This is a genomic window from Prosthecochloris marina (genome assembly GCF_003182595.1).
In the GTDB taxonomy this organism is placed as follows: domain Bacteria; phylum Bacteroidota; class Chlorobiia; order Chlorobiales; family Chlorobiaceae; genus Prosthecochloris; species Prosthecochloris marina.
In genome coordinates, this window is record NZ_PDNZ01000013.1 from 1 (window position 1) to 23,486 (window position 23,486).

At 47.5% G+C, this 23,486-nt stretch carries 25 protein-coding genes and 3 pseudogenes; 10 read left to right on the forward strand and 18 right to left on the reverse strand.

The window, feature by feature from the left end; genetic code table 11:
* Nucleotides 1-315: 315 nt before the first annotated feature.
* The 4 genes from CR164_RS12620 (at nt 316) to CR164_RS12635 (ending at nt 6,504) form a co-directional block, all read left to right on the forward strand.
* Nucleotides 316-1,308 carry an HlyD family secretion protein gene (locus tag CR164_RS12620; protein WP_110024360.1) on the forward strand — a complete coding sequence of 331 codons (993 nt, stop codon included), beginning with the start codon at nt 316-318 and terminating at the stop codon, nt 1,306-1,308.
* The gene (rbbA, locus tag CR164_RS12625) at nt 1,305-4,043 is read left to right on the forward strand and encodes a ribosome-associated ATPase/putative transporter RbbA (protein WP_110024381.1); all 2,739 of its coding nucleotides are present in this window, start codon (nt 1,305-1,307) and stop codon (nt 4,041-4,043) included. Before CR164_RS12620 ends, rbbA begins: the two co-directional genes overlap by 4 nt.
* A 4-nt stretch (nt 4,044-4,047) precedes the next feature.
* Nucleotides 4,048-5,181, forward strand: coding sequence for an ABC transporter permease (locus CR164_RS12630; RefSeq protein WP_110024361.1), 1,134 nt, complete (start codon nt 4,048-4,050; stop codon nt 5,179-5,181).
* A gap of 129 nt (nt 5,182-5,310) precedes the next feature.
* On the forward strand, nt 5,311-6,504 hold the full coding sequence (locus tag CR164_RS12635; protein ID WP_110024362.1) for an ATP-binding protein: 1,194 nt from the start codon (nt 5,311-5,313) through the stop codon (nt 6,502-6,504).
* 22 nt (nt 6,505-6,526) lie between these two features.
* Here CR164_RS12635 and CR164_RS12640 read toward each other — a convergent pair whose 3' ends face one another.
* The 3 genes from CR164_RS12640 to CR164_RS12650 all read right to left on the reverse strand — a co-directional run bounded on the left by CR164_RS12640 (nt 6,527) and on the right by CR164_RS12650 (nt 8,437).
* On the reverse strand, nt 6,527-7,534 hold the full coding sequence (locus CR164_RS12640; protein ID WP_239994563.1) for a permease: 1,008 nt from the start codon (nt 7,532-7,534) through the stop codon (nt 6,527-6,529).
* A 248-nt stretch (nt 7,535-7,782) separates the two neighbouring features.
* Complete coding sequence (locus CR164_RS12645) at nt 7,783-8,016, reverse strand: thioredoxin family protein (protein WP_110024364.1); 234 nt, start codon at nt 8,014-8,016, stop codon at nt 7,783-7,785.
* Between the two features lie 94 nt (nt 8,017-8,110).
* Complete coding sequence (locus CR164_RS12650) at nt 8,111-8,437, reverse strand: ArsR/SmtB family transcription factor (RefSeq protein ID WP_110024365.1); 327 nt, start codon at nt 8,435-8,437, stop codon at nt 8,111-8,113.
* Between the two features lie 208 nt (nt 8,438-8,645).
* On the opposite strand from CR164_RS12650, the gene CR164_RS12655 reads away from it, so the two are divergent.
* The 4 genes from CR164_RS12655 (at nt 8,646) to CR164_RS12670 (ending at nt 12,849) form a co-directional block, all read left to right on the forward strand.
* Nucleotides 8,646-9,083, forward strand: coding sequence for an arsenate reductase ArsC (locus tag CR164_RS12655; protein ID WP_110024366.1), 438 nt, complete (start codon nt 8,646-8,648; stop codon nt 9,081-9,083).
* 95 nt (nt 9,084-9,178) lie between these two features.
* On the forward strand, nt 9,179-9,586 hold the full coding sequence (locus tag CR164_RS12660) for a Fur family transcriptional regulator (RefSeq protein WP_110024367.1): 408 nt from the start codon (nt 9,179-9,181) through the stop codon (nt 9,584-9,586).
* Between the two features lie 163 nt (nt 9,587-9,749).
* Nucleotides 9,750-11,945, forward strand: coding sequence for a catalase/peroxidase HPI (gene katG / locus CR164_RS12665; RefSeq protein ID WP_110024368.1), 2,196 nt, complete (start codon nt 9,750-9,752; stop codon nt 11,943-11,945).
* Nucleotides 11,946-12,165: 220 nt separating this feature from the next.
* On the forward strand, nt 12,166-12,849 hold the full coding sequence (locus CR164_RS12670; RefSeq protein WP_110024369.1) for a CheR family methyltransferase: 684 nt from the start codon (nt 12,166-12,168) through the stop codon (nt 12,847-12,849).
* A gap of 8 nt (nt 12,850-12,857) precedes the next feature.
* Here CR164_RS12670 and CR164_RS12675 read toward each other — a convergent pair.
* Nucleotides 12,858-13,042: pseudogene (locus CR164_RS12675) on the reverse strand (PHP domain-containing protein); the annotation flags it as partial.
* Here CR164_RS12675 and CR164_RS13385 point away from each other — a divergent pair.
* A pseudogene (locus CR164_RS13385) lies at nt 13,037-13,138 on the forward strand (catalase (peroxidase I)-like protein); the annotation flags it as partial. The pseudogenes CR164_RS12675 and CR164_RS13385 sit on opposite strands and share 6 nt — an antisense overlap.
* Before the next feature lie 399 nt (nt 13,139-13,537).
* Here the strand turns inward: CR164_RS13385 and CR164_RS12690 are convergent.
* From CR164_RS12690 to CR164_RS12750, 14 genes and pseudogenes are all read right to left on the reverse strand, one after another.
* Nucleotides 13,538-13,828, reverse strand: a complete 291-nt coding sequence (locus CR164_RS12690) for a type II toxin-antitoxin system RelE/ParE family toxin (RefSeq protein ID WP_110024370.1) — start codon at nt 13,826-13,828, stop codon at nt 13,538-13,540.
* Nucleotides 13,825-14,040: an addiction module protein gene (locus CR164_RS12695; protein ID WP_110024371.1), complete on the reverse strand. Its 216-nt coding sequence runs from the start codon at nt 14,038-14,040 to the stop codon at nt 13,825-13,827. Before CR164_RS12695 ends, CR164_RS12690 begins: the two co-directional genes overlap by 4 nt.
* Before the next feature lie 100 nt (nt 14,041-14,140).
* The gene (locus CR164_RS12955; RefSeq protein ID WP_146204176.1) at nt 14,141-14,371 is read right to left on the reverse strand and encodes a hypothetical protein; all 231 of its coding nucleotides are present in this window, start codon (nt 14,369-14,371) and stop codon (nt 14,141-14,143) included.
* A 385-nt stretch (nt 14,372-14,756) separates the two neighbouring features.
* Nucleotides 14,757-15,275: a GNAT family N-acetyltransferase gene (locus tag CR164_RS12700; protein ID WP_110024382.1), complete on the reverse strand. Its 519-nt coding sequence runs from the start codon at nt 15,273-15,275 to the stop codon at nt 14,757-14,759.
* A 132-nt stretch (nt 15,276-15,407) separates the two neighbouring features.
* Nucleotides 15,408-16,433, reverse strand: coding sequence for an alpha/beta fold hydrolase (locus tag CR164_RS12705; RefSeq protein ID WP_110024372.1), 1,026 nt, complete (start codon nt 16,431-16,433; stop codon nt 15,408-15,410).
* A 344-nt stretch (nt 16,434-16,777) separates the two neighbouring features.
* Entirely contained in the window at nt 16,778-17,572 is a 795-nt protein-coding gene (locus tag CR164_RS12710; RefSeq protein WP_110024373.1) for an SPL family radical SAM protein, read from the reverse strand.
* A 33-nt stretch (nt 17,573-17,605) separates the two neighbouring features.
* On the reverse strand, nt 17,606-18,091 hold the full coding sequence (locus CR164_RS12715) for a DUF7000 family protein (protein WP_110024374.1): 486 nt from the start codon (nt 18,089-18,091) through the stop codon (nt 17,606-17,608).
* Between the two features lie 58 nt (nt 18,092-18,149).
* On the reverse strand, nt 18,150-18,875 hold the full coding sequence (locus CR164_RS12720; RefSeq protein WP_110024375.1) for a GNAT family N-acetyltransferase: 726 nt from the start codon (nt 18,873-18,875) through the stop codon (nt 18,150-18,152).
* Nucleotides 18,876-18,956: 81 nt separating this feature from the next.
* Nucleotides 18,957-19,679: an L-2-amino-thiazoline-4-carboxylic acid hydrolase gene (locus CR164_RS12725; RefSeq protein WP_110024376.1), complete on the reverse strand. Its 723-nt coding sequence runs from the start codon at nt 19,677-19,679 to the stop codon at nt 18,957-18,959.
* Nucleotides 19,680-19,786: 107 nt separating this feature from the next.
* Nucleotides 19,787-19,924 (reverse strand): hypothetical protein, encoded by a 138-nt coding sequence (locus tag CR164_RS13050; protein ID WP_153303698.1) that lies wholly within the window; start codon nt 19,922-19,924, stop codon nt 19,787-19,789.
* Between the two features lie 383 nt (nt 19,925-20,307).
* Entirely contained in the window at nt 20,308-20,460 is a 153-nt protein-coding gene (locus tag CR164_RS13280) for a hypothetical protein (protein WP_239994562.1), read from the reverse strand.
* A gap of 275 nt (nt 20,461-20,735) precedes the next feature.
* Nucleotides 20,736-21,017, reverse strand: a pseudogene (locus CR164_RS12740) (HipA N-terminal domain-containing protein); the annotation flags it as partial.
* Nucleotides 21,018-21,242: 225 nt separating this feature from the next.
* Nucleotides 21,243-21,404 (reverse strand): helix-turn-helix domain-containing protein, encoded by a 162-nt coding sequence (locus tag CR164_RS13170; protein ID WP_204901819.1) that lies wholly within the window; start codon nt 21,402-21,404, stop codon nt 21,243-21,245.
* A 223-nt stretch (nt 21,405-21,627) separates the two neighbouring features.
* Complete coding sequence (locus tag CR164_RS12750) at nt 21,628-22,224, reverse strand: LURP-one-related family protein (RefSeq protein WP_110024379.1); 597 nt, start codon at nt 22,222-22,224, stop codon at nt 21,628-21,630.
* A gap of 461 nt (nt 22,225-22,685) precedes the next feature.
* On the opposite strand from CR164_RS12750, the gene CR164_RS12755 reads away from it, so the two are divergent.
* Complete coding sequence (locus CR164_RS12755; RefSeq protein ID WP_110024380.1) at nt 22,686-23,354, forward strand: hypothetical protein; 669 nt, start codon at nt 22,686-22,688, stop codon at nt 23,352-23,354.
* Nucleotides 23,355-23,486: the final 132 nt, after the last annotated feature.

Here is a 23,486-nt window from a genome sequence, read left to right on the forward strand (position 1 = left end):
TCCCTTCTCTCATGCTTGGTACAGAACATCTGGCTCTCTCGAACCAGCCCGCTTCCTTCAACGGGCTCTTAATGTAGGGACTCCCCCCTTAAGTTCCAAAGTTTTTTTCATTCTTTTTCTCTTTTTTTCGACAGAGGGTTTTTATCTAACAGGCCTGACCTTACAATAGTTCCATCATTGCATCATCACAGTACTCGAAAATGCAGCCTGCCTGGTTACACGACACCCTCTTCCAGAAAACTTTTTGCTCAAATGACTAAATTTGATTATTAATATATGACAAAAATTTTTCGTGAGAATAAAAGCACTGTAACAATGAACAATGAACCCGCCAAACGCTGGATAATGATAGCAGGTGCTGCTGTAGCTGCCGTTCTTGTGATTATACTGCTGCTGCTGGTGTTGCGACAACCGGCATTACCAGAATCTATCGCTTTCGGCAATGGCAGGCTGGAAGCAATCGAATATGATATCGCAACCAAACACGCGGGAAAGCTGGAGCATGTCCTGGTCGATGAGGGCGACATGGTAACAGCAGGACAGACTCTTGCCATCATGGAAATAACGGAGCTCGAATCACTGCTTCATGAGGCTGAAGCAAATCTCGACCGTGCAAAAGAATCAAAAAAACAGGCCAAAGCTCTCGTTTCACAACGCAACAGCGAAAGAAATCTGGCCAGCAAAGATTTTTCCCGATCGCAAAAGCTGTTTCAAGCCGACGTTATCTCAAAACAGGACATGGACAGCCAAACGACCCGACTGCAGTCGGCAACCGCCGCACTTCAGGCTGCACAAGCTATGGTTGCGGAAAGCGACGCCGCAATGGCAGCTGCACGAGCAAATATCGAAAGAGTTCAAACCACGATCGACGACAGCTTTCTCAAGACACCTGTAAACGGAAGGGTGCTTTACAAACTGGCGGAACCCGGCGAAGTGCTCGGAGCCGGAAGCAAAGCGCTTACCGTTCTCGATCTGAACGATACCTATATGACTATCTTCCTGCCGACAGCTCAGGCAGGAAAGACCGCCATAGGATCTGAAGCCCGTATCGTTCTCGATGCCCTTCCGGAACAGCCCCTCCCGGCTACCGTTTCATTCGTGTCACCCGAAGCCCAGTTCACACCCAAAGAGGTCGAGACAAAAACCGAACGGGAAAAACTCATGTTCCGCATCAAGGTGAGGCTCGATACCGCAAGCAGTCAGTATAAGGATATTCCGTTGAAAGCAGGACTGCCAGGCATGGCATATGTCAAGCTGGATAACGACGAACAATGGCCGGAAAGCCTGCAGATTCAGATGAACAAATGACTGCCGAATACAGCGCTATCGCCCGGTTCGAACAAGTCTCCCACCACTATGGAGATACCCGGGCTCTCGATGAGATCACGCTCGATATCCCCGCGGGATGCATGGCTGGCCTTATTGGACCTGATGGTGTAGGAAAATCCACATTGCTCGGTCTTGTAGCCGGCGCAACCAAAATACAGAGTGGAGCAATCAGTGTACTGGGTGGGGATATCGGAGATTCGGGATTTCGCCGTTCGGTATCACCTCGAATCGCCTACATGCCTCAAGGACTGGGAAAAAACCTCTACCTCACGCTTACAGTCCATGAAAACGTCGATTTTTTCGGCAGGCTTTTCGGCCTCCCGGCGAACAAGAGACGTACCCAGATAGAGGAAGTGCTCGAAAGTACCGGATTGCTGCCGTTCAGCAACCGGCCCGCAGGCAAACTATCGGGGGGCATGAAACAGAAGCTGGGTCTGTGCTGCTCGCTGATTCATGAACCGGATCTTTTGATCCTCGATGAGCCGACAACAGGTGTAGACCCTCTTTCCCGGCAGCAATTCTGGGAACTGATCGCCCGTATACGGAACCGAAAGGCAATCAGTGTCATTGTGGCAACTGCATACATGCAGGAAGCCGAACGTTTTGACTGGCTCGCTGCGATGGATAGCGGGCATATCCTTTCGCAAGGAACTCCAGGTGAATTGAGAAAGCGAGCGGGAAAAGACAACCTCGAGGATGCATTTATCGAGCTTCTTCCTACCGAGAAACGAGGAGACCACTCATCTCTTGTCATCCCTCCATACACTCGAGAACAAAAAACCACCGCGATCGAGGCCGACGGCCTGACCAAACGGTTTGGCGACTTCACTGCTGTCGACCACGTCAGTTTCTCCATTGGACAGGGCGAGATTTTCGGTTTTCTCGGTTCAAACGGTTGCGGCAAAACCACAACCATGAAAATGCTGACCGGCCTTCTTCCATCCAGCGAAGGCAGTGCAACATTGTTTGGCCGGCGCATCGACGCATTCGATCTGGCAACAAGAAAGCGAGTCGGCTACATGTCCCAGTCTTTTTCTCTCTACGGTGAACTCACTGTCGAGCAGAACCTCACGATGCATGCACGCCTCTTTCATCTTCCTGAGGAACGCATTGCCTCAAGGGTAGACGAGCTGACCGAGCGCTTTTCACTGGAATCCTATAGAACAAAGCTTGCCACCGATTTACCCATGGGAATACGGCAGCGTCTTTCACTTGCCGTAGCCGTAGTCCATGATCCTGAACTCCTCATCCTCGACGAACCAACGTCCGGTGTCGACCCGCTGGCCAGAGACCAGTTCTGGGAAATTCTCATCGACCTTTCCCGTAATCAGGGAGTCACCATATTTATTTCCACCCACTTCATGAACGAAGGGGAACGCTGCGACCGCATATCACTTATGCACGCTGGAAAAGTCCTTGCGATCGGAGCACCGGATGAACTTGTCCGCTCCAGCAAGGCTGCAAACCTGGAAGACGCCTTTATCGGGTATCTCCGTCAGGCCGCCGGTGAAGAGCACTCCGACGGCATATCGGCTACGCCGTCGGAGAAGCTGTCAGTTTCCCCCCAAGCCGAGACGAAAAACATCATCTTCAGTCCGAGAAGAATGTACGGCTACATGTACAGAGAGTCTCTCGAAATAATACGCGACCCTGTACGCCTGGCTTTCGCATTACTTGGATCGGTTATTTTGATGCTGATCCTCGGCTACGGTATAACGTTCGATATAAAAGACACTCCTTTCGCTGTTCTTGACCGGGACAACAGCCCGGAAAGCCGGGACTACATCGCAAGTATGGGCAGCTCGGTCTACTTCACCGAGCACCCACCGCTTGTATCGGCCGACGACATAGAGCGCCGTCTCCAGAACGGCGAACTGCAAGCCGTGTTCGAAATTCCCCCCGATTTCGGAAAAGACCTCAAACGGGGAAGAAACACGGAGATCATGGCTCTCATCGACGGCTCGATGCCTTTTCATGGTGAAACCATCAGGGGCTACATCTATGGCCTCCACTCCCATTACCTTTCCGACCTTGCAGTAAGGACCTATGGCGATAAACCGACCTTTGCCCCGGTGTCGCTCAAGGTCAGGTATCGTTACAACCAGGATTTCGAAAGTTTGACAGCAATGGTTCCGGCCGTCATCCCACTGTTGCTGATCTTTATCCCCGCTATCCTCATGGCCCTTGGTATCGTGCGTGAAAAAGAGCTCGGTTCGATCACCAACCTCTATGTCACACCGGTAACACGCCTGGAGTTCCTGCTCGGCAAGCAGATTCCTTACATTGCCATCGGAATGATCAGCTTCTTTACGCTTGTCGTGCTCTCCGTCACGGTGTTCGACGTTCCCGTCAGGGGAAGCTTTGCGACATTGACGTTCAGCGCCCTGCTGTATGTCATCGTCACAACCGGTTTCGGACTCCTGATGTCTTCCTTTACCCGCACACAACTTGCGGCCCTCGCGGTAACGGCATTCGCAACCTTGATACCCGCCGTCCGCTTCTGTGGCCTGACCGATCCGGTATCCTCCCTCGACGGGGCCAGCGCATTTCTCGGCAACATCTACCCGACAACCTATTTTCTCTATATCTCGAGAGGATGTTTCACCAAAGAACTCGGCATGGGAGACCTGTACGGCTATATTGCCGCTCTTTGCGCCTTTATCCCGGTGTTTACAGGCCTGAGTCTTATCCTGCTCAAAAAACAGGGGGAGTGAAAAAATGAAACGACACACGGCAAGAAACATCTGGCACTTGGGCATCAAAGAACTGAGAAGTCTCTGGAGCGACAAAATTATGCTCGGGCTCATCCTTTTCATGTTCACCGTCGGCATTTATGTAGCTGCCGGAGCACAGTCCCGTGAACTGCACAACGCCCCCATAGCGTTTGTGGATAACGACCGTTCACCACTGTCGGAGCGTATCATCGATGCGTTTTACCCTCCACATTTCAAACATCCCGAACATATTTCACAGCAGGAAATCGATCCCGGTATGGATGAAGGGCTCTACACCTTCGTGCTTGTTATTCCACCTGAGTTCCAGCACGACGTACTCGCGGGAAAACTTCCGGAAATACAGGTCAACGTCGACGCAACCCGGATGACACAAGCATTTATCGGATCGAGCTATATCAGCAGTATCATCAACGGGGAGGTGCTGGAGTTTGTTCGAGGATACAGAACATCGACACCTCTGCCCATCGATCTTGCCGTCAAAGTACGTTTCAACCCGAACCTCAACGGGATCTGGTTCGGCAGCGTCATGGAAATCATGACAAACATCACCATTCTCTCCATCATTCTCACAGGGGCAGCTTTGATCAGGGAACGGGAACGGGGCACCATCGAACACCTGCTCGTCATGCCACTCACCCCGTTGGAAATCATGGGAGCAAAAGTCTGGGCCAACGGCATAGTGGTTCTTGCCAGCGCAATGCTCTCTTTGTTTCTGGTTGTCAAGGGTCTTTTCCAGGTACCTATCGCCGGCTCGATCACACTCTTCATGATCGGTGCGATGCTCCATCTTTTTTCAACGACATCCATCGGTATTTTTCTGGGAACCATCGCCAGGTCCATGCCTCAGTTCGGTTTGCTGATCATTCTTGTCATCCTGCCGATGCAACTGCTCTCGGGGGGAGTCACACCACGGGAAAGCATGCCTGAAATTGTCCAGAACATCATGCTCATCTCCCCAACGACCCACTTTGTCAATTTTTCAAAAGCGATCATGTATCGCGGGGCCGGAATCAGCGTGGTCTGGAAACAGTTTGCCGTCATAAGCCTCATCGGAACGGTATTTTTCCTCATAGCGCTTACCCGTTTCCGAAAAACCGTCGCACAAACCCAGCTGTAAACAAAAAAGCAACGCAACATGACACCATGAAGACTTCATCTTTCGCTGTCATTGGTACCTTCCTGCACCATTTCATTTACTCAATAAATTGATTAAATTTACTCAACAGCAAAAGCAAAAATAGCAGCAGTGCTTATAGAAAGACAGCAAAAAGCCCTTCTTGAAAAGCGCCTGGATGCAGAACCGCGCCGGTTTATCCAGGTCATTCATGGACCCCGGCAGGTGGGTAAAACAACGCTTGCCCAGCAATTCATGCAAGCGACAAAACAAACCACTCATTTTACCACGGCAGACAATGTTTCTGTAGGACAGTCGGCATGGATTTCTCAACAGTGGGAAGCTACTCGAATCGCACTACGACGGTCTCCGCGGAAAGAGGCGATCCTGATTATCGATGAAATACAGAAAATCAGCAACTGGAGTGAAACCGTTAAGCGGGAGTGGGACAACGACAGTGCAAACAACCTCAACCTGAAAGTGGTTTTGCTCGGATCATCGAGGCTCCTGCTCCAGGAAGGACTGAGCGAATCGCTTGCCGGGCGCTTTGAAACAATCTATCTCGGACACTGGTCATATTCGGAGATGAAACAGGCGTTCGGTTTGACACCCGAAGAGTATGTCTGGTTCGGGGGATACCCTGGAGCAGCAGCCCTGATCGGCGATGAAGAACGGTGGTCTCGCTACATAAAGGACTCACTGATAGAAAGCAGTATTTCAAGGGATATCCTCATGCTCAACCGTGTCGACAAACCAGCCTTGATGAAACGATTGTTCGAGCTCGGGTGCCATTATTCAGGCCAGATACTGTCCTACACTAAAATCATGGGACAGCTTCAGGACGCAGGAAACACGACAACCCTTGCGCACTATCTGCAACTTCTCGATACAGCAGGACTCCTCGGCGGACTTGAAAAATACAGTCCGGAAATTGTTCGGAGAAGAGCTTCGAGCCCTAAGTTCCAGGTCCATAATACAGCCTTGATCAGTGCCCAGCAGGAGAGCACTTTCAATGATATTGTCGAAAAACCCGCCGAATGGGGACGCTGGGTAGAATCTGCAATCGGAGCCCATTTGCTCAATCATTCGTTATCCACGGGATACCAGCTCAACTACTGGCGACACGGTAACCATGAGGTCGATTTTATTCTCGTGCATAAGAGCAAGGTCATTGGCCTCGAGGTAAAGTCAGGTAGTACCCGATACACATCCGGTATCGAGGCTTTCAAACAGCGGTACAATCCTGAAAAAGTCCTCCTGGTCGGCAACTCCGGAATCCCGTGGCAGGATTTCCTTGCAATCGATCCAGCCGAACTGTTCCTGTAAGCTGAGAATCTTTTTATGAGAGCTAAAGCACCAGATTAAACACATACCCCACCAGCACGATCCCTGCAGCGACAACACCCGCAAAAACCGCAATCAAACGTGGCTTGAGGACTTTGCGCAAGATAATCATTTCAGGAGCCGATAAAGCGATGACACTCATCATGAACGCCATGGCAGTTCCAAGCGCAGCTCCTTTGCCCAAAAGCGCCTGCACAACAGGCAGGATACCTGCAGCATTCGAGTACATGGGAACACCCAGCAGCACCGCGGCAGGTACTGACCACCATGCGCTTTCACCCATCAGTTCAGCCATGAAGTTTTCGGGTACATACCCGTGGATGCCGGCGCCGACACCTACTCCCACGACAATATAAAGCCAGACTTTTCCGACGATCGATCGAACATGATCGAGACCCTCACCGAATCGTTCAGGCCAGGAAATATCCGATCCCTTTGCATTCGCTGCAACAGTGCTGTTCAACATCTTCCTGACCCACTCTTCAAGTTGATTTTCCAAACCGAGTTTCCCGATAACCATCCCGGCCATAATCGCAATGCCAAGCCCCATGGTCATATAAGTCAGGGCAATTTTCCAGCCGAACATCCCGAACAGCAAGGCAAGCGCCACCTCATTGACCATCGGTGCCGCAATCAGAAATGAAAACGTCACCCCAAGCGGAACGCCCGCCTGCAGGAAACCGATAAAAAGAGGCACTGCAGAACATGAGCAGAACGGCGTCACAACACCGAGCCCCGCCGCCATAACATTGCCCACCCCAGTCGCTTTACCGGAAAGTAGCGACCTTGTCTTTTCAGGAGAGACAAAGGTGTGCACAATACCCATGACAAAAACAACCCCAACAAGCAGGAGCAACACTTTCGGCACCTCATAGATAAAAAAGTAGAACGCCTCGCCAAAATGATTGTCACGGCTTAATCCCAGAATCCCGATTATGAGTTCAGCCAACAACTCGAGATTGTTGTACAGAGACAACAAACCCACAGAAACAACGGCATACCTCAGCCACATTCCTGTTTGGCCTCCCTGTTGCGATCCTTTTTCTCTTTGCTTCATAATCCCGATATGTATACTTCAAAAATTGCTCAGCATCTCTTGCTATCATCCAAACAAATCGTAAAGGTACCTCTAAAAGGTGTCATGAGTCCCGATTCTATCGGGATAAACTTCAAAACCGGAGTGTCCCGACTTGTCGGGACATGAGAATTTCGATCCCGACAGGTCGGGATAACGCAGCAATTTGGGCGCACAATAAGTTTTTAGAGGTACCCCTCGATCTCTTCTCGTGAGGGTATACGCCCCGAACATTTGACCACCTCGTCAACAACAAGAACGGGAGTTGAAAGAACGTTGTAGGACATGATCTGCTGAATATCCTCAACTTTTTCAACTGTCGCCTCAATGCCTGACTCGACGACAACCTCACGGACAAGCGACTCAAGCTGCTTACAGGTCGCACAACCAGAACCAAGTACTTTAATGTGTTTTTTCATCGTAACTCTTCATTTTGCATCGCATATCGCAAATAGGCGATAATTGTTATAAAAAAATTTTGCTATCCGTCAATTCATTCCGCTACACCCTCACTCAAGGCGAGACTGCTCTCTTTTCAGCAAAAAACTTTCCGAACAGATTCCGCGCTTTTGCCCAATTTTTCCTGTTGATGCAATATTTCACCCTTGGCGGACTGATCTCACCCTGAATGAGCCCCACTTCATGGAGCGCCTTGAGATGCTGGGAAACCGTAGACTGGGCCAGAGGAATCATGGCAGTCATCTCACCGGTAAAACAACAGGATTGGCTCTCGAGCAGCATCAGTATTTTTATTCTGACAGGATGCCCGAGCGCTTTGGCAAATTGCGCCATTTCCAGCTCTTCTTCACTGTAATCTATGTGTTTGTCCGTCCTCCGCATTGTAAGATATCATAGTTTATCGTAAATTTACGATAATGAAACAATAAACCAAATATATTATTCCTGACGGTTTTCGAAAGGCCATAAGTGTCTACAATGTAAAACCTTTGCAAAGCAAGCAATAACGCACCCGTTGAAACAGCTACCTTTTTCAGGTACACATAATTATCAACAAACCGGCACATATCGTCCGGCAAAAATCATGATTATGGACAAAAAACAAAAAGTGCTTTTCCTCTGTACCGGCAACTCCGCTCGCAGCCAGATGGCAGAAGGATTATTACGCGATATGGCCGGTGACCGGTTCGAACCGCTCAGCGCCGGCATGGAAGCCCGGGACGAGATTCATCCCGTGGCGGTACAGGTCATGCAAGAGGTCGATATAGACATAAGCGGCCAGCACCCTAAAGGCCTGGAGGAATATCTCGGCAAAACATTCATCCACTATCTCATCGTAGTGTGCAGTAAAGCAAACGAAACCTGCCCGAGAATCTGGCCCGGACTCCTTAGTGAGGAAAACCGCTTCTACTGGCCGTTCGACGATCCAGCCGAAGCAACAGGAACAGATGAAGAAAAACTCGATGTTTTCAGGCGAGTTCGCGATGAGATCAGGGAAAAACTTGTTGAATGGATCAAGGATCATTGATAGCAGAAATGCTTCCGGAAGGCAGAACCTTTTTTACAAAGACATGAAAATAGTACATTGCCGAAAGAATAACCGTTTACGAATAGATTTGATCCGTGAAGCAGAAACTTTCGGCAAAGCATTACCGAAACAGCCGGCAGAGGGAACGTATTCTGGAAGTTCTTCGCTCTACCGAATGCCACCCAACAGCCACGTGGCTGTACGATAAGCTCAAGCCGGAGTTTCCCAAACTAAGCCTTGGTACGGTCTATAGAAATCTCGCGATTCTTATCGACCAGGGCCTTGCACAGAAAATAGACGCCGGCAGCACCTTTGACCGGTTCGAGGCCAAAACCAAACCGCATTACCACCTTATCTGCCGAAAATGCGGCAAAATCGTTGATTTCGAAGCGTATCTGTTTCCTGAAATCGACGAGCAAATCCAGCATTCGACAGATTTCGATATTGCAGGGCATCGGATAGACTTTTTCGGAACCTGCCCTGAATGCAAAGAAAAAAGCTGAATTCCCCTTGAAAAGAGAGGGTGGTTTTCTTATCCTGTTATTAATAATGATTCCGATTATCGAATAATCGGAAATTCTATGCAGTACCAGAAGTAATGCGCGTAGCACTATTTATTCATAGAAGTACCTTGTAAACGTTCAGAAAAAAGAAGGGGGAAACGGTATGAATGAACAAAGTAAATGCCCGGTTACGGGCATGTCAGACAAACAGATAGCCGGAAGTGGCACATCGAATCGGGACTGGTGGCCGAACCAGCTCAATCTCGATATGCTTCATCAGCACTCTTCCCTGGGTAATCCCCTGGATGAAGCGTTCAGGTACCCCGAAGCGTTCAAAACACTTGACCTTGCAGCCGTCAAACAAGACCTCTATGCACTGATGACCGATTCGCAGGAGTGGTGGCCCGCTGACTATGGTCATTATGGCGGGCTATTCATCCGCATGGCGTGGCACAGCGCGGGCACTTATCGAACCGGCGACGGGCGCGGCGGGGGAGGCACCGGCAATCAGCGCTTCGCACCGCTCAATAGCTGGCCCGACAACGCGAACCTCGATAAGGCGCGCCGACTGCTCTGGCCGATAAAGCAGAAGTATGGACGGAAACTATCCTGGGCTGACCTCATGATCCTTGCGGGCAACTGTGCGCTGGAGTCGATGGGGTTCAAAACCTTCGGGTTCGGCGGTGGACGTGTGGACATTTGGGAACCTGAAGAGGATATTTACTGGGGCAAAGAGGTCGAGTGGCTCGGCAACACTCGCTATAGCGGGGAACGAGACCTTGAAAATCCCTTGGCTGCAGTGCAGATGGGGCTGATCTACGTCAATCCCGAAGGGCCCGACGGCAAACCGGATCCCATTGCTGCCGGCAAGGACATTCGCGAAACCTTCGCACGCATGGCCATGAATGACGAGGAGACCGTGGCACTCGTGGCCGGTGGTCACACCTTCGGCAAATGTCACGGCGTCGGTGACCCGAAGCTGTTAGGCCCCGAACCCGAGGCCGCCGGAATAGAGGAACAAGGGCTCGGCTGGAAAAGCGACTACGGCAGCGGCAAGGGGGACGAGACCATGACCAGCGGACTGGAGGGGGCATGGACACCCGACCCGATTCATTGGGATATGGGTTATCTCGGCATGCTCTTCAAATACGAGTGGGAACTGACGAAAAGCCCCGCGGGAGCATGGCAATGGAAGCCGAAAGATGTGGCCGAAGAGGATCTCGCACCGGCCGCCCACGATCCATCGAAACGTGTTCCGACCATGATGACCACCGCAGACCTGGCGATGCGCATGGATCCGATCTACGGGCCGATTTCACAGCGATTCTACGAGCATCCGGACCAGTTCGCGGACGCCTTCGCCCGGGCGTGGTTCAAACTGACACACCGTGACATGGGCCCGAAATCACGCTATCTCGGCGCGGAAGTCCCTGCGGAGGATTTGATCTGGCAAGACCCGGTTCCCGCTGTCGATCATGAGCTGATCGGCGAAGGGGAGATCACGGAGCTCAAGAAACGGCTCCTTGCCTCCGGCCTGACAATTTCAGAACTGGTCACAACGGCTTGGGCTTCAGCTTCGACGTTCCGCGGTTCCGACAAGCGCGGTGGGGCAAACGGCGCGCGCATCCGGCTCGCTCCGCAGAAAGACTGGAAAGTCAATCAGCCCGAGCAACTGCAACGGGTGCTGCAGAAACTCGAGGAAATCCATGATGTCTTCAACGGAGAACAGTCTGGCGGCAAGAAAGTTTCGCTCGCCGACTTGATCGTGCTGGGAGGGTGCGCAGGCATCGAAGAAGCTGCCAGACTTAGCGGTAACGATGTGACCGTTCCCTTCACACCGGGCCGCACGGATGCCTTGCAGGAGCAGACCGACGCGGACTCGTTCTCGGTTCTCGAACCATTGGCTGACGGGTTCCGCAATTACATGAAAAAGAAATACAGCGTCTCCGCAGAGGAAATGCTCGTCGACCGCGCTCAGTTGCTGACACTCACGGCACCGGAGATGACCGTGCTCGTCGGCGGCCTGCGGGTGCTGAACGTCAATTTCGAACAATCACAGCAAGGTGTCTTCACCAAACGGCCGGAAAAACTCACCAATGATTTCTTCGTCAACCTGCTTGACATGGGCACGGAGTGGAAACCTGTCTCGAAAGAGCATGAGACGTTCGAGGGCCGTGACCGCAAAACCGGTGAACCAAGGTGGACTGCCACCCGTGCCGATCTCATTTTCGGCTCGAACTCCCGGCTCCGCACTATTTCGGAAGTCTACGGAAGCGACGACGCACAGGAAAAGTTCGTGCATGACTTCGTGGCCGCATGGAACAAGGTCATGAACCTCGACCGCTTCGACCTCTGCTAAGGTAACGGGAAACGAGACCTCAATAAAAACAGCCGCCTCCAGAATACCGGGGCGGCTTTTTTTGCCTCAGAACCTACACTCGGGCTGGTAGAACGCAGAAGTTTTGATCTGGCGAAATGTGTCTACGCTGTATATTGTTTGCAGGACATATCGAAATCTGTGATGCTGATAATAAAATAATGGTATACCAGACCAGAATATGAATTGGAGTATGTAATACATGGATCGTTCAGACCTATTTGACTATTCGGACGGAAGAAAGTTTGCGGGAAGATCTGCTGAACAAGTATTTACTGAAATTGAGAAGGCAAATATTTGGAAAGCCGACGGGTCAGTCTCTGGCATCGGCTCAACATTGCTGCAAACAAAAACAATAATTGAAGAAGTCCCTAAAATCATCAAGAGCCTGAAGATAACCTCCATCTTTGATGTCCCTTGCGGTGACTTTAACTGGTTTCAGAGAATTGATCTTTCTGATAACGTTTATTTAGGAGGGGATATTGTCCATTCGATCATCTCCGGTAACAATCAGAAGCATAGAAGCAACAACATATCTTTTGTTCATTTCAATCTACTTGAAGATGTTCAAAGACCTATGGATTTGGTTTTCTGCCGCGACTGTTTGGTGCACTTTTCGATATCTGATATTCATAAAGCACTAATCAATATTCTACGAAGCGGCTCTAGGTTCTTTATGACAACGACATTTCCTGAAGAAAAAACAAACAAGGACATCGTTACAGGTGGCTGGCGTCCTGTGAATTTTCAGAAGACGCCGTTCAATTTTCCGGAACCTAAGATAATTCTTAATGAGAATTGCACAGAAATGGATGGTGTTTTTAGAGACAAGTCACTGGGTCTTTGGGATGTGAAAGAGCTTACGCAATTGAGAATTGAGGTATAACCTCCCCGTTAGAGAAACAGCGACACCCGGTCGTTCTTGCGGCTTGCCTCCTTGACCGACTCGACGTTTTTTTCGCACAGCAGGAACGTTTTCCATGAGTTTAAGTGCCGTTCTTCGTGAAATTCGGAACGGGCGATGTAATTGAATTTTTCAGTCCGACCACACTGAACAGGTCGTCCCGTTTGGCGACCTCGTCTTCGGCTCATACTCCCGGCTCCGCACCATCGCGGAAGTCTACGGAAGCGACGACGCACAGGAAAAGTTTGTGCACGACTTCGTCGCCGCATGAAACAAGGTCATGAACCTCGACTGCTTCGACCTCGGATGAGGTTCGTGAAAAAAACACCTATGCATTAAAAAAGCCGCCTCTGGAAATTCAGGGCGGCTTTTTTTCTTTAATGGAACTGCCGAACCTCCATGTACAAAATCAGGCTGATTTAGATGTGACTTCCTGAAGAGAAAACTCGGAGAGCATCGCATTCGTCATTGCATGTTCAATTGTCATACTGACAAGGTTCCTTTCTCATCAATATCGATATAGATGTTTTCACTGATTTCTTTTGTCTCCTATGCCTCATTATCAGTGAACTCAATATGAGTTATGTCGTTATCTGAAAAATATTTTACTCTCATGTTGTTGTTCCTTGGAGCTTGCTTTTTCTCCACTTGATGAACAAACTACAAGTGCTTATTTTCTATTGATGTAATCCTCTGGAAGTCGGTGTTGATGAGCGAAAGCAGCAACAACAACGCGGTCACAATAGACTTTATATATGATCAGATAAGGAAACCGTGGGAGCACATATTTTCGCTGTTCTTTTCCGGCAGATGACCATGCAAAAGGAAACGAAAGGATGTTGCTCTTGGCCTGCTCAACTTCTCGCAAAAGTTCATCACCTAATACAGGGGATATTTCGTCGTAATAAGAAACTGCTTCCTGTAATTCCTTTTGAGCGAGAGCGGAAAAGTATACATTCATTTGCGTTTAATGTCTCTCAGCACCTTCTCAAGAGGGATAGCTTTCAGTTCACCTTTTTCATAGGCGGCAAACCGTTCTTCGGCTTCCTTTATCCAGGCCTGCTCGATTTCCGGATCGGGCTTATCCAGGCTGGAGAGAAGCTTCTCAACCAAATGGATTTTGTCCAAAGCATTAAGGGCCAAAGTTTTCTTCTCTATTTCTTTTATAGTCATCTCGTTTCCTGATGTTTTATGAACAACGACTTATCGCATAATACAAAAGAATTCTGAGCACCCAATATCGCCAGGCAGTTGCATTGAGCAATAAGTATCGTCACCACACATACGGCATCAACCGCCATTTAACCTTACGGCAATATTCTTCATAACCCGTGAGCTGGTCTTGCAGGAAGCGGTCTTCACGAATAGCCCTTACAATCATGACCACAGACGATATTGTGGTGCTCAACAAAGCAATCCACGAGCCAACCATTACCGAAAACCCTATCCAGACCCCGATAACCGGGATGACAAACAAAGCGGTACGGACCGGTAGTGACGACATACTGGCCTCTATCCTCCTGAAGGCGCACGAGTTGAGAAGAACTGATTTGTGAACATGGCCCAATTAACAAAGGACAACGAGGCCAGGAGAAAGATGCCGCCCGTAGGCCTTATTGCAACAGGAATTCCTCCCAACATTGCATTCTGCCTATATCCGAGCCCGTAAAGACCAGATAGGTCAAGACACTTGCAATATAGAGGCGCAGCCTCCAGAAAACCACGAGACCGAAAAAATGATTGGCAAGCAGTATGCCGCATACACCCCATAGGGCAGATCGATTCTGCCCGTGGAACTGTAAAGTAGTGCCGAGAGCAGTGGCGACACGACAAACAGAAGCTGCAGTGCTTTTTTCATTATTTCAAATCCTCTGGTGACTAACGCTTTGTCAACTATTCCCGTCAAATACGAACAGGTGCACAATCTCTGAAGAACCAGGGTTTTGACTGATTCCATGGTCTCTGAAACCAGCCTTCAACGCTACAGTTTTCGAAACTTCGTGCTCAGGAGAGACCGGCGCTATCACTTGCCGATAACCGAGTTGATTGACGGCATACTTCGCTAACGTTGCCGCGATCTCGGTTGCATATCTTTTTCCACGTTCATTTGGCATCACTGCATACATGATTTCCACCGTACCTTCCTCACGTGGAGTCAAACCGCAGAACCCGATAAACTGCCTGCTTTCCTGATGTTCGACTGCGAAAGCCATCAGTGGTGCTTCGGAATCGTAGGACGCTATGGTGACATCGAGAAGTTCTTTGACTCCTTCGCGGCTTTTCTGCTCTTCGCCGAAAGTCAGAAACCTGGTGGATTCAGGATCTGTCATGAAGCTGACAAAATCTTCGGCATCGTCTCGCTCAAATCGACGAATCAGTAGTTGCTTTGAAGTAATAGAATGATTCATTTCCTGCCCATATCTCTCATACTGGTATTCGGCAGCTAACGTCGTAAAATCACCGGGCGGCAATACGGCGATAAACAAAGCGGCGAAGGCGTAGTGCTTTTTAACGTCCGAGTGAATTTGCCTTGTTAGGTTTCATGGAATTCCTTGCGATTGATTTAGGAACTCTGTTATCAAGCTGTTAACCGTCTCTGCCTGCACTATCGTTAAATCATGCCCCGCGTTCATAATCAGTTTGGTTTGAATTTGCGGAGCCACCCTGTTCAACCGTTCAAGAACTTCATGAGGTGAATATATCTTTTCGTTTTCACCAACCATAAATAGAGTGGGTATTCTGATACTCTGCAATTCTTCATCAGTCAATACGCAGGGATTTACCATCCGTTTTGGTTTAAAACTCCGCACAGCCATAAATGTTTCATCAACGTGTTCTTCGATTAAGGCTCGACTTTTTTTACCAGAGTGAACAGCGTCTTCTGCTAACCAGTAAACGAAATTTCGAGAAAAGAACTTAAGAGGTATAGCAACAGAAATTGCCCGGACGATCCACTCTGGTGACAGTTGCACAACCGTACCGACTGGCGCCAATAAAACAATTTTATCGAGACGGTTAGGGAATTTTAGTGCATATTGGGCTGTTATCCATCCGCCGTAAGATAAACCCACCATATTGACCCGATCGTGGAATCCTAATGCATCAAAAAGCTCATTTAGCCAACTTACATAATCATTGGCATCTGCCATGATTTTGACAGGAATGCTTCGGCCATTATCATACACATTGTCGACTGTATAGACTCTGTAATGTTTCGATAGTGATTCAACATTAGGCATCCACTGCAGAGAGTTACCACCTGCACCATGCATCAAAACTAATGGAGCGGCTCTATCTGGGCCACTGATTCTTACAAACGTTTGACCATAAGATGTATTTACCATTTTAGTTGTTGATATAACGGGCCATTTCTTTGCTCTCTCGTCATATAGCTTTAAATATTCCTCTTTTGCTTGCTCTGTTTTGAATGGATGATATGGAGAATCAAAATTAAGCTCCCCTGGAGACAGCCAAAACCCTAAACCGATAATAGTCAGTAAAAGAGCCAGTAAAGTTGCACTAACCCAGAGAAATATTTTCCTTAACAGAGATCTTTTTTTATGCATTGATATTTTTTAAGAAACCTCATGCCAAGCTAAGCGATAAACCAAAGTTTAGGTGAATTGCAGTCCAAACGCAACATCTTGTTAGTTGTACCATTTTTGCGAATTACGTCACCACTGAATGGTTTGAATAGCGTGTTTCGGGATCAACGTTCATGGATCTTTTGCATCAGTACTTGCAGAGGAGAACAACTACTAAAACCAAAATAAAAAGTAATTCCGCCCCTCCAATATTCAGCTTGGCAGCTTCGTCTTTAAGCGATCGTCTGGATTCCCGACAAGCAGGGGAGAACCACAAACGCCAAAAGCCCATCCTTGAAAAACGGACTTTTGTAATTGCAAAATTCCTACAAATGAATTTCCAAATCCAATTGCCGATTCTGTTTTAGCGCTCTCAAGCCATCTCCAAGCTGTCTCCAATACATATGGTCTTTTGAGAATAATGTTGGTTCAATCTGCTCTACCAAATCAGGAAAATGACTGCTTAAAATCTTTCGAACATTCAGCCAATTTTGACCTGAACGATCATTTATACTAAGCCCGTATATCCAGATCACTTCAGTATATGGTTCCACCATATCAATCAAGTGAAATGTATCCGTTATGTAAGGAATAACCGGACAGATTAGGGCTCCTGTTTTTACACCTGCCTTTTTTAGTTGACGGAGAGCTTCGATTCTTTTCTCGGTGGCTATGGTATTCGCTTCAAAGAGCTTGCGTATTCGGTTATCATTAAATGCCACCGAAACACTGACAACGGCGCTTTTCATTTCCTTTAGAATATCAATATCACGAACAACCAGATCAGACTTGGTAAGAATACTTGCTGAAAACCCCTTTTCTTTGAGTAACTCCAAGACCTTTCTGGTTTGGCGATATTGAACCTCGCAGGGTTGGTAAGGATCAGTATGGTAGCCCATATAAATTGGCTGAGGTGATACCTTGTCAATTTCTCCGCTCAATTGCTTGACGATATCTTTGTGTACGAGGATTTCCTTTGACCAGTCAGTTTCAGCTTGAGCAAGAGCATAGCAGTAATAACAGTAATGTTCACACCCAACGTAGGTATCGACCTGATAGTCCAGGTCTTTCAAACCGCATGATGAAAGAATTGGCCGGTTTGAACAGACAGATATTTTCATTATCTCATCGCTCTTTTGATACAGAAATTTATATCAGGTAAGAATCCCCTCAATGTCTTTGATGAACGTATTCGTACCAGTCTCGATGCTTGCCGTTAAGGCATCCGAGTCACTGAGGTCAAAACCTTGGGCGAGATCGCACTCAACAATCGAATCCACACCTTTGGCAGGTGTGACAACGCGGTATGCGGGCCATTTTCGGTCTTTGAACGTCTCCCAGTATTTCCGATTGACATCCCTGTTTCTACCCGAGAGCCAAGCTTCAAAACGGAAAGCTTCATAGTTGAAGACAATTGCAATCTTCAAGTCACGCTGCTTGAGTGACGGTGGGGAAACGGCAAAGTACGTCATATCCATGTATCCTTGATATAGGGCGGATACGGAAGAATCCGGGTACTTGTTCTTGAAATGTATTCGCAACTCCATCATGTAAGAAAGCAATGCTCTGTAGGCCCGTTGTATAGCTCCATTCCTGAGTTGTTCATGGAATTCTTGCATATCTTTTCGTATTGAGTGCATGCTTTATTTCTTTTTCGTTACGAGTGGTCCCTCTCAAATGACATGTCGGCCATCAGGCTCATGTCAGGTCAAGACACATCACGAGTCGGTCGGTCGCCCGCTCAGGAGGAATCCCGATAGACTTGGCCTGCTCTTCGAGCGCCTTGATGAACTCACCGAACCGGCTACGATCCTGCAAATCCGGGTGAGGGTGCCGATCAACAAGGCGAAATCCCATTTTCTCCCAGAATGTATGTCCGGCACTGCCTGTAATATCGTAGATGATGGGAAGATCCTCAAAAGAGCCCGCCTCGATTCGTTCCCAACCATTTACTTTGGCCCACTCAATCAAGGCATTTACCATGCATGTGCCGATGCCTTTCCGCTGGTAGGGATTCTCTTTCTGCTGAGGGCTTCCCGTCATAAGACAATGCACGACAAGCGTCCTGTCTTCTATCTGTGCAGGTTCCAGAAAGTCGCTGTCGGAAAAGCCTTCAGCCGGACTTGCCGGAAAATCCTGCTGAAGGCAAAGGCCTCCTGCACCTTCCTTGCAACAGACAGATTTGGGATAGAAACGAAGGTGCCCTACAATCCGGTCACCATCGCGTGCCAGGATAGCACAAGCTCCATAAGTTCTGGTAAGCTTCACCAAAAAGGCAGTGTTGCGGTCGCGATAGCGCTTCCATGGCGTTTTATCGCCGGATGACCACTGGTCGATGGTGTCGCGCGAAAGTGGTCCGCCATGAAGACAACGCCACAAGATGAATTCCTCTGTCATCGGTTCGACAACCACATCTTCAATCATGATACTTCATTACATTCAAGCCAAAACGCTTAAATCAGCGGTGCGGCTGTTTGTTAATGAAAAACAAAGGATAATGTCTTATTACGTTTCGCTCCATTCAGGGAGATCGTCAGGCGGCCAACCACTATAAGTTTCACCCCTGCGCCTAAATCGAAAATCGCAAAAGGAAGCTCCATTTGCAATGGTCTGAGTACGAGTAAAACCTATACCAAACGACCTGAACATCACATAATCTCCCAGGCATACATATTTCAGAAATCTTTCAACTTTATATGTTTTAAACAGCTTATGAATCGCACACTCAACATAATTGTATCCAAAATCAAAATCCCTTCCCTCTGATTCGACATACTCTGAAACAAAGTCATCTTCGTATTTTCTCCGAGAACTCAACTCAATCTGTTTTTTCATTTTTCCAGCATAAAATTTCGATGTCGCTATGTATCCTACTATTCGATTGATGATATTCGGTCTGGCCTCGAAGTATCCATTAAAAGCCTCGTAAATAACTTTACCGATTTGACGGTCGGTTAGCTTTTCTCGCTCAAGCGGACGTATTATGGAAAGCGCAATCGCCCCCATGATCAGATTTATTGTGTCCGCATTTTTTCTTCCTCCTATATATGGTAGTTCTTCGAAAAGTTTTTCATAATCAGACTGACTTTCCTGCTGTAGGTAATCTATCTTACCTTCATTGAAATGTAAAGACAGCTCCTTTCTGGCACCTTTGTACATCGCGCTGAACTCTCTTATCATTTTAGACCGAATCGACAAGTAGTACTCCGTATTGATGATATCCTTCATTTGAATCCTCTATCTTATCGGCTTGTTATAACGGTGAGGGAGCCACATCGGTGTAACTTAACGAAATGTAATCATTGACTCTCCATAAGCTAAGCATGACCGTCGTTTCAGACAGTGACGCAAAGCGATGCGGTTCGAAACGTATGAGCCGATGCTCTTGCTGACAAGTCCAGCCACTCCTTCAGAGTGCTCACGTGGATCAATTCCACCATATCCATGTCTATGGCATGAAGGAATGGTTGCATGGCGGAATCATCCGCTAAGATAAGGACGGTAAAAAATTCCGAAACCAAATACCAACAGCAGTATCGATTCATGACTTTTGAACCGGCAGATATCAGGACACTGAGAGAGGCTTCAGACTGGTTCTACAGTCTGTTTTCTTTGCTGTGCCAAACGCGAATAATAACAACGGTATCGTTAGCGAAGAACAAACCAGCCCCGAACGAGATAACCAGTTCACGCCTACCCGTGTTATCGTCCATAGGGCGGCCAACCTCGGGTATTGATTTCAAGAGACCTGCACCGTCCAGAATAATCCTTACTGCTTGTGCTACTGCATCTGTTTTTTTTACATACGAAAACGCATGAAGCCACTCGACATCACCCAGTGCCTCCGGAAGTCAATTTACTTGTAGCAAGCCTTCACCTTGCCTTGCGCCAGATTTTCGATCCACTCAACAGCCTTCTTATGGGATACTGCATAGCCTGTCAGTTGATACCGTTCACAACGCTCCATATCCTCACGTTTTTCCTGCTCGTATTTTTCTTCACAATCCAAGAATGTTTCGATAGCCTTGCACATGAGCCAGTGAGGCGACCTGTCGCGGATACGAGCCAGTACTGCAAGCCGCTTCTCGGTAAGTGTCGTCTAACTTGACGCCTTTTGTCTTTGACATGATCTCTCTCCTTTAATTTCTTATTGCAACCTTTAGCAACTAAATTGCTCCCCTGAACCCAAACACAAATCGTATCCTGCCAGGGCTTGGGGCCTATGGATATCAGGTAGAATGTCATTTTGAAGCACCGACGCAGCACTAATGGCTGCTGGGGGATTCAAGACAGCCTTTTTGCTGCCTGCTCAAGACCCTGATTGGTTACCGGTTCAGCGAAAATTTTATGAACCAGTGCAGATACGACTCCCGAAGGAAGCAACTGTATGGCTCCCACACAGTCCCTGCCGATTTCGGCAAGAAGCTGAAACGCATCGATCGAACCGGTAGCGAACCGGTCTCGTATCCGTTTTCGAATAGCATCGCTGTTGGGCAAAAGATTGTCGAAAAAAAAGTATACGCTGTCACCGGTATATTTCTTTTTACGTATCGGTAGAGAAAGAGATAACGGACGAGAAAAAGACGACGCAGCCTATGTATCAGCATAGGCAAATTCATGGGATCCAGCAGAAGTCAGTGTCCATTCTCCCACCATCTCGCCGTTCATCAGCACATCGAGTTTGCGCGTTATCGTCTTGCGCCCCATTACCAGAGCGCCCCGTCTTCAACGTGCAACTTCGGTTGCAGAACGATTTCAAGATCGAGCGCGGAAAGCAATTTGAACAAACTTTCAATGCTGCTTGCCTTCCGGATGGTTCTCAAGCGCAGAAATAGTCTTTGGAACCATACCGACTTTCGCTGCTGCCTTTTTCTGAGAAAGCCCCTTCTCTTTTCTTTGTCCGTTAAGCAGCCGTGCAAGCTGCATAGTTGTCCGTACCGCCTGACTTTTCATGAATCTGGAATAGGTTGTGTATAGAAAACATACCCTAAAAGGTATATTTTCAATATATACCCCATAGGGGATATTATCCGATTATACCTTAGAGGGGATAGGAAAAGCAGCAAAAACAACACGAAATTCACTTAAAAAAAACAGTGGAACACGTTAGCTACAGCGTCAAGAAAAACCATGACTCCCACATTGAGTTGAACTGTATTGGTTGACCTTATGCTGCTTAACCTCTGCAACGTTCCAATAAGACCATCATGATTAAACTCAGTATGGCTCTTTTCTCTTCGTCAACAATCATCTCACCGGTTTTGTCTATTGTAAATTTTCTTTCAAAAAAAGCCGGTTGTTTTTTCACTCTCATTACAACGTGTCCATCCATACGAGATATCGCATAGACTGGATGAAACAAGTACGCTGATAAGATTCCAATTACTGGTATCTCCCCTAACAGTCCATCCATCAACTTCACCCAAGGATTTTTTTCTTGGATACTCATCGAACCTGTCTGACCACCGAATATTTCATAATGAGCTTTCCAAAGAGACTTCATACCTTGCCTCCTCACCGATCCTACGGATTTCCCTTCTTGGTCAGTAAAATGGTATTGTGCCGAGAAATCAATAACACGATCCGCTTTCAAATTGAATATAGGCTTACTCTGTTGTTCATCCTTGAATACGATTACAGCTTCTTTAAGTTTGAACAACTTTTGTTTTACATAAACGATTAAATTACCCTTTGCATCTACGATAGACAGTTGAGGAGCTAAAGCAAAAATTTTAAACGATACTGTCAAGGGGTAATGAAGTGGAAATTGCATTGTTTGATCCTCAGTTTTTTACTATTTAACTGTCCTTCATCGATTTTTTCATCTCTCGGATTGATGTAATAAAAGACGAAAGTACACTACTACCGGTCACCCTTGCCTGCCAAGATAGCACAAGCTCCATGAACATGCTACACACTCGCCCCGCTGAACCCAAAGGAAAGAAAGGGGACGTTCACAACAAAATATACCTCTGCATCAAAAAACAACCACACACGTATAGCACACCGGCTCGTGACTGTTAAACAGGTTAAACAGCAGTTAGCATCCAAATTCAGCTCCAGGAATCCAATTATGATTATGATTTTAGATTGTTGGATATATTGAGACTGGCATGAGACGTTTATGCTGTATATTGCTGACAAGACACTATAAAAGCATATAATATTCTGGCAGTAATGTAGCAGGCGAGCACAGTGTTGTAATAATGAACCAGATTAACGGGTAGCTGATTTATGAATGCAAGAAAGCTGTTATTTTTAGTTCTGATACTAAATTCGGTAGTAGTTATTGCCGCTCTTGAGATAAATAGAAGAAGCGGAGTCAATCATTTCGATGAAGGTAAATTTGTCACCATATATTCCTTCCTTCAACTTTTAGCGACGTTTGGCATCGTTTTATTAATAAATTGGTATTCTCGTTGGAAAAACCCCTCTTTGATCTGGAAGATTATAGCTATCGGGTTTATATTTTTGGCTGCGGATGAAGTCTTTACGATTCATGAAAACATAGATTTTCTGATTCATCGTGTCTTTGGTATAGAAGAAACTGCTGTTACCGATCGCATCGACGACATCCTCGTTGGTCTATACGGACTGTTAGGGATAGGTGTGCTTTTTGTTTATCGCAATGAATGGAAAATCTATCGCGAAGCCTTTCCATTTTTCATATTTGGCTTTGCTCTTCTCTTTGGTATGGTCACATTAGATGTAATCACTAACAGACATGACATTCTTTATTTAATATGGGATCATCATTCAGCCAGTACTATCCAGTCTTACCTTTCCCTTGCAGAAGAACCACTGAAGGTTTTTTCAGAAGCATTCTTCATATTGGGGTTTTACATTATTTTACAGACAGTAAAGGCCGGGAAGAAAGAGTCGGCTGTTACTAAAGCAGGCTAACAAAACGTTGCTCAGTGACCACGACAAACCGCGCTCGAGAATACCAAACTACCACAACCACAAAAGCCCGTCTATGTTGAGACGGGCTTTTGATGTGTGTAGTAAAAAAAACCGGCGACGACCTACTCTCCC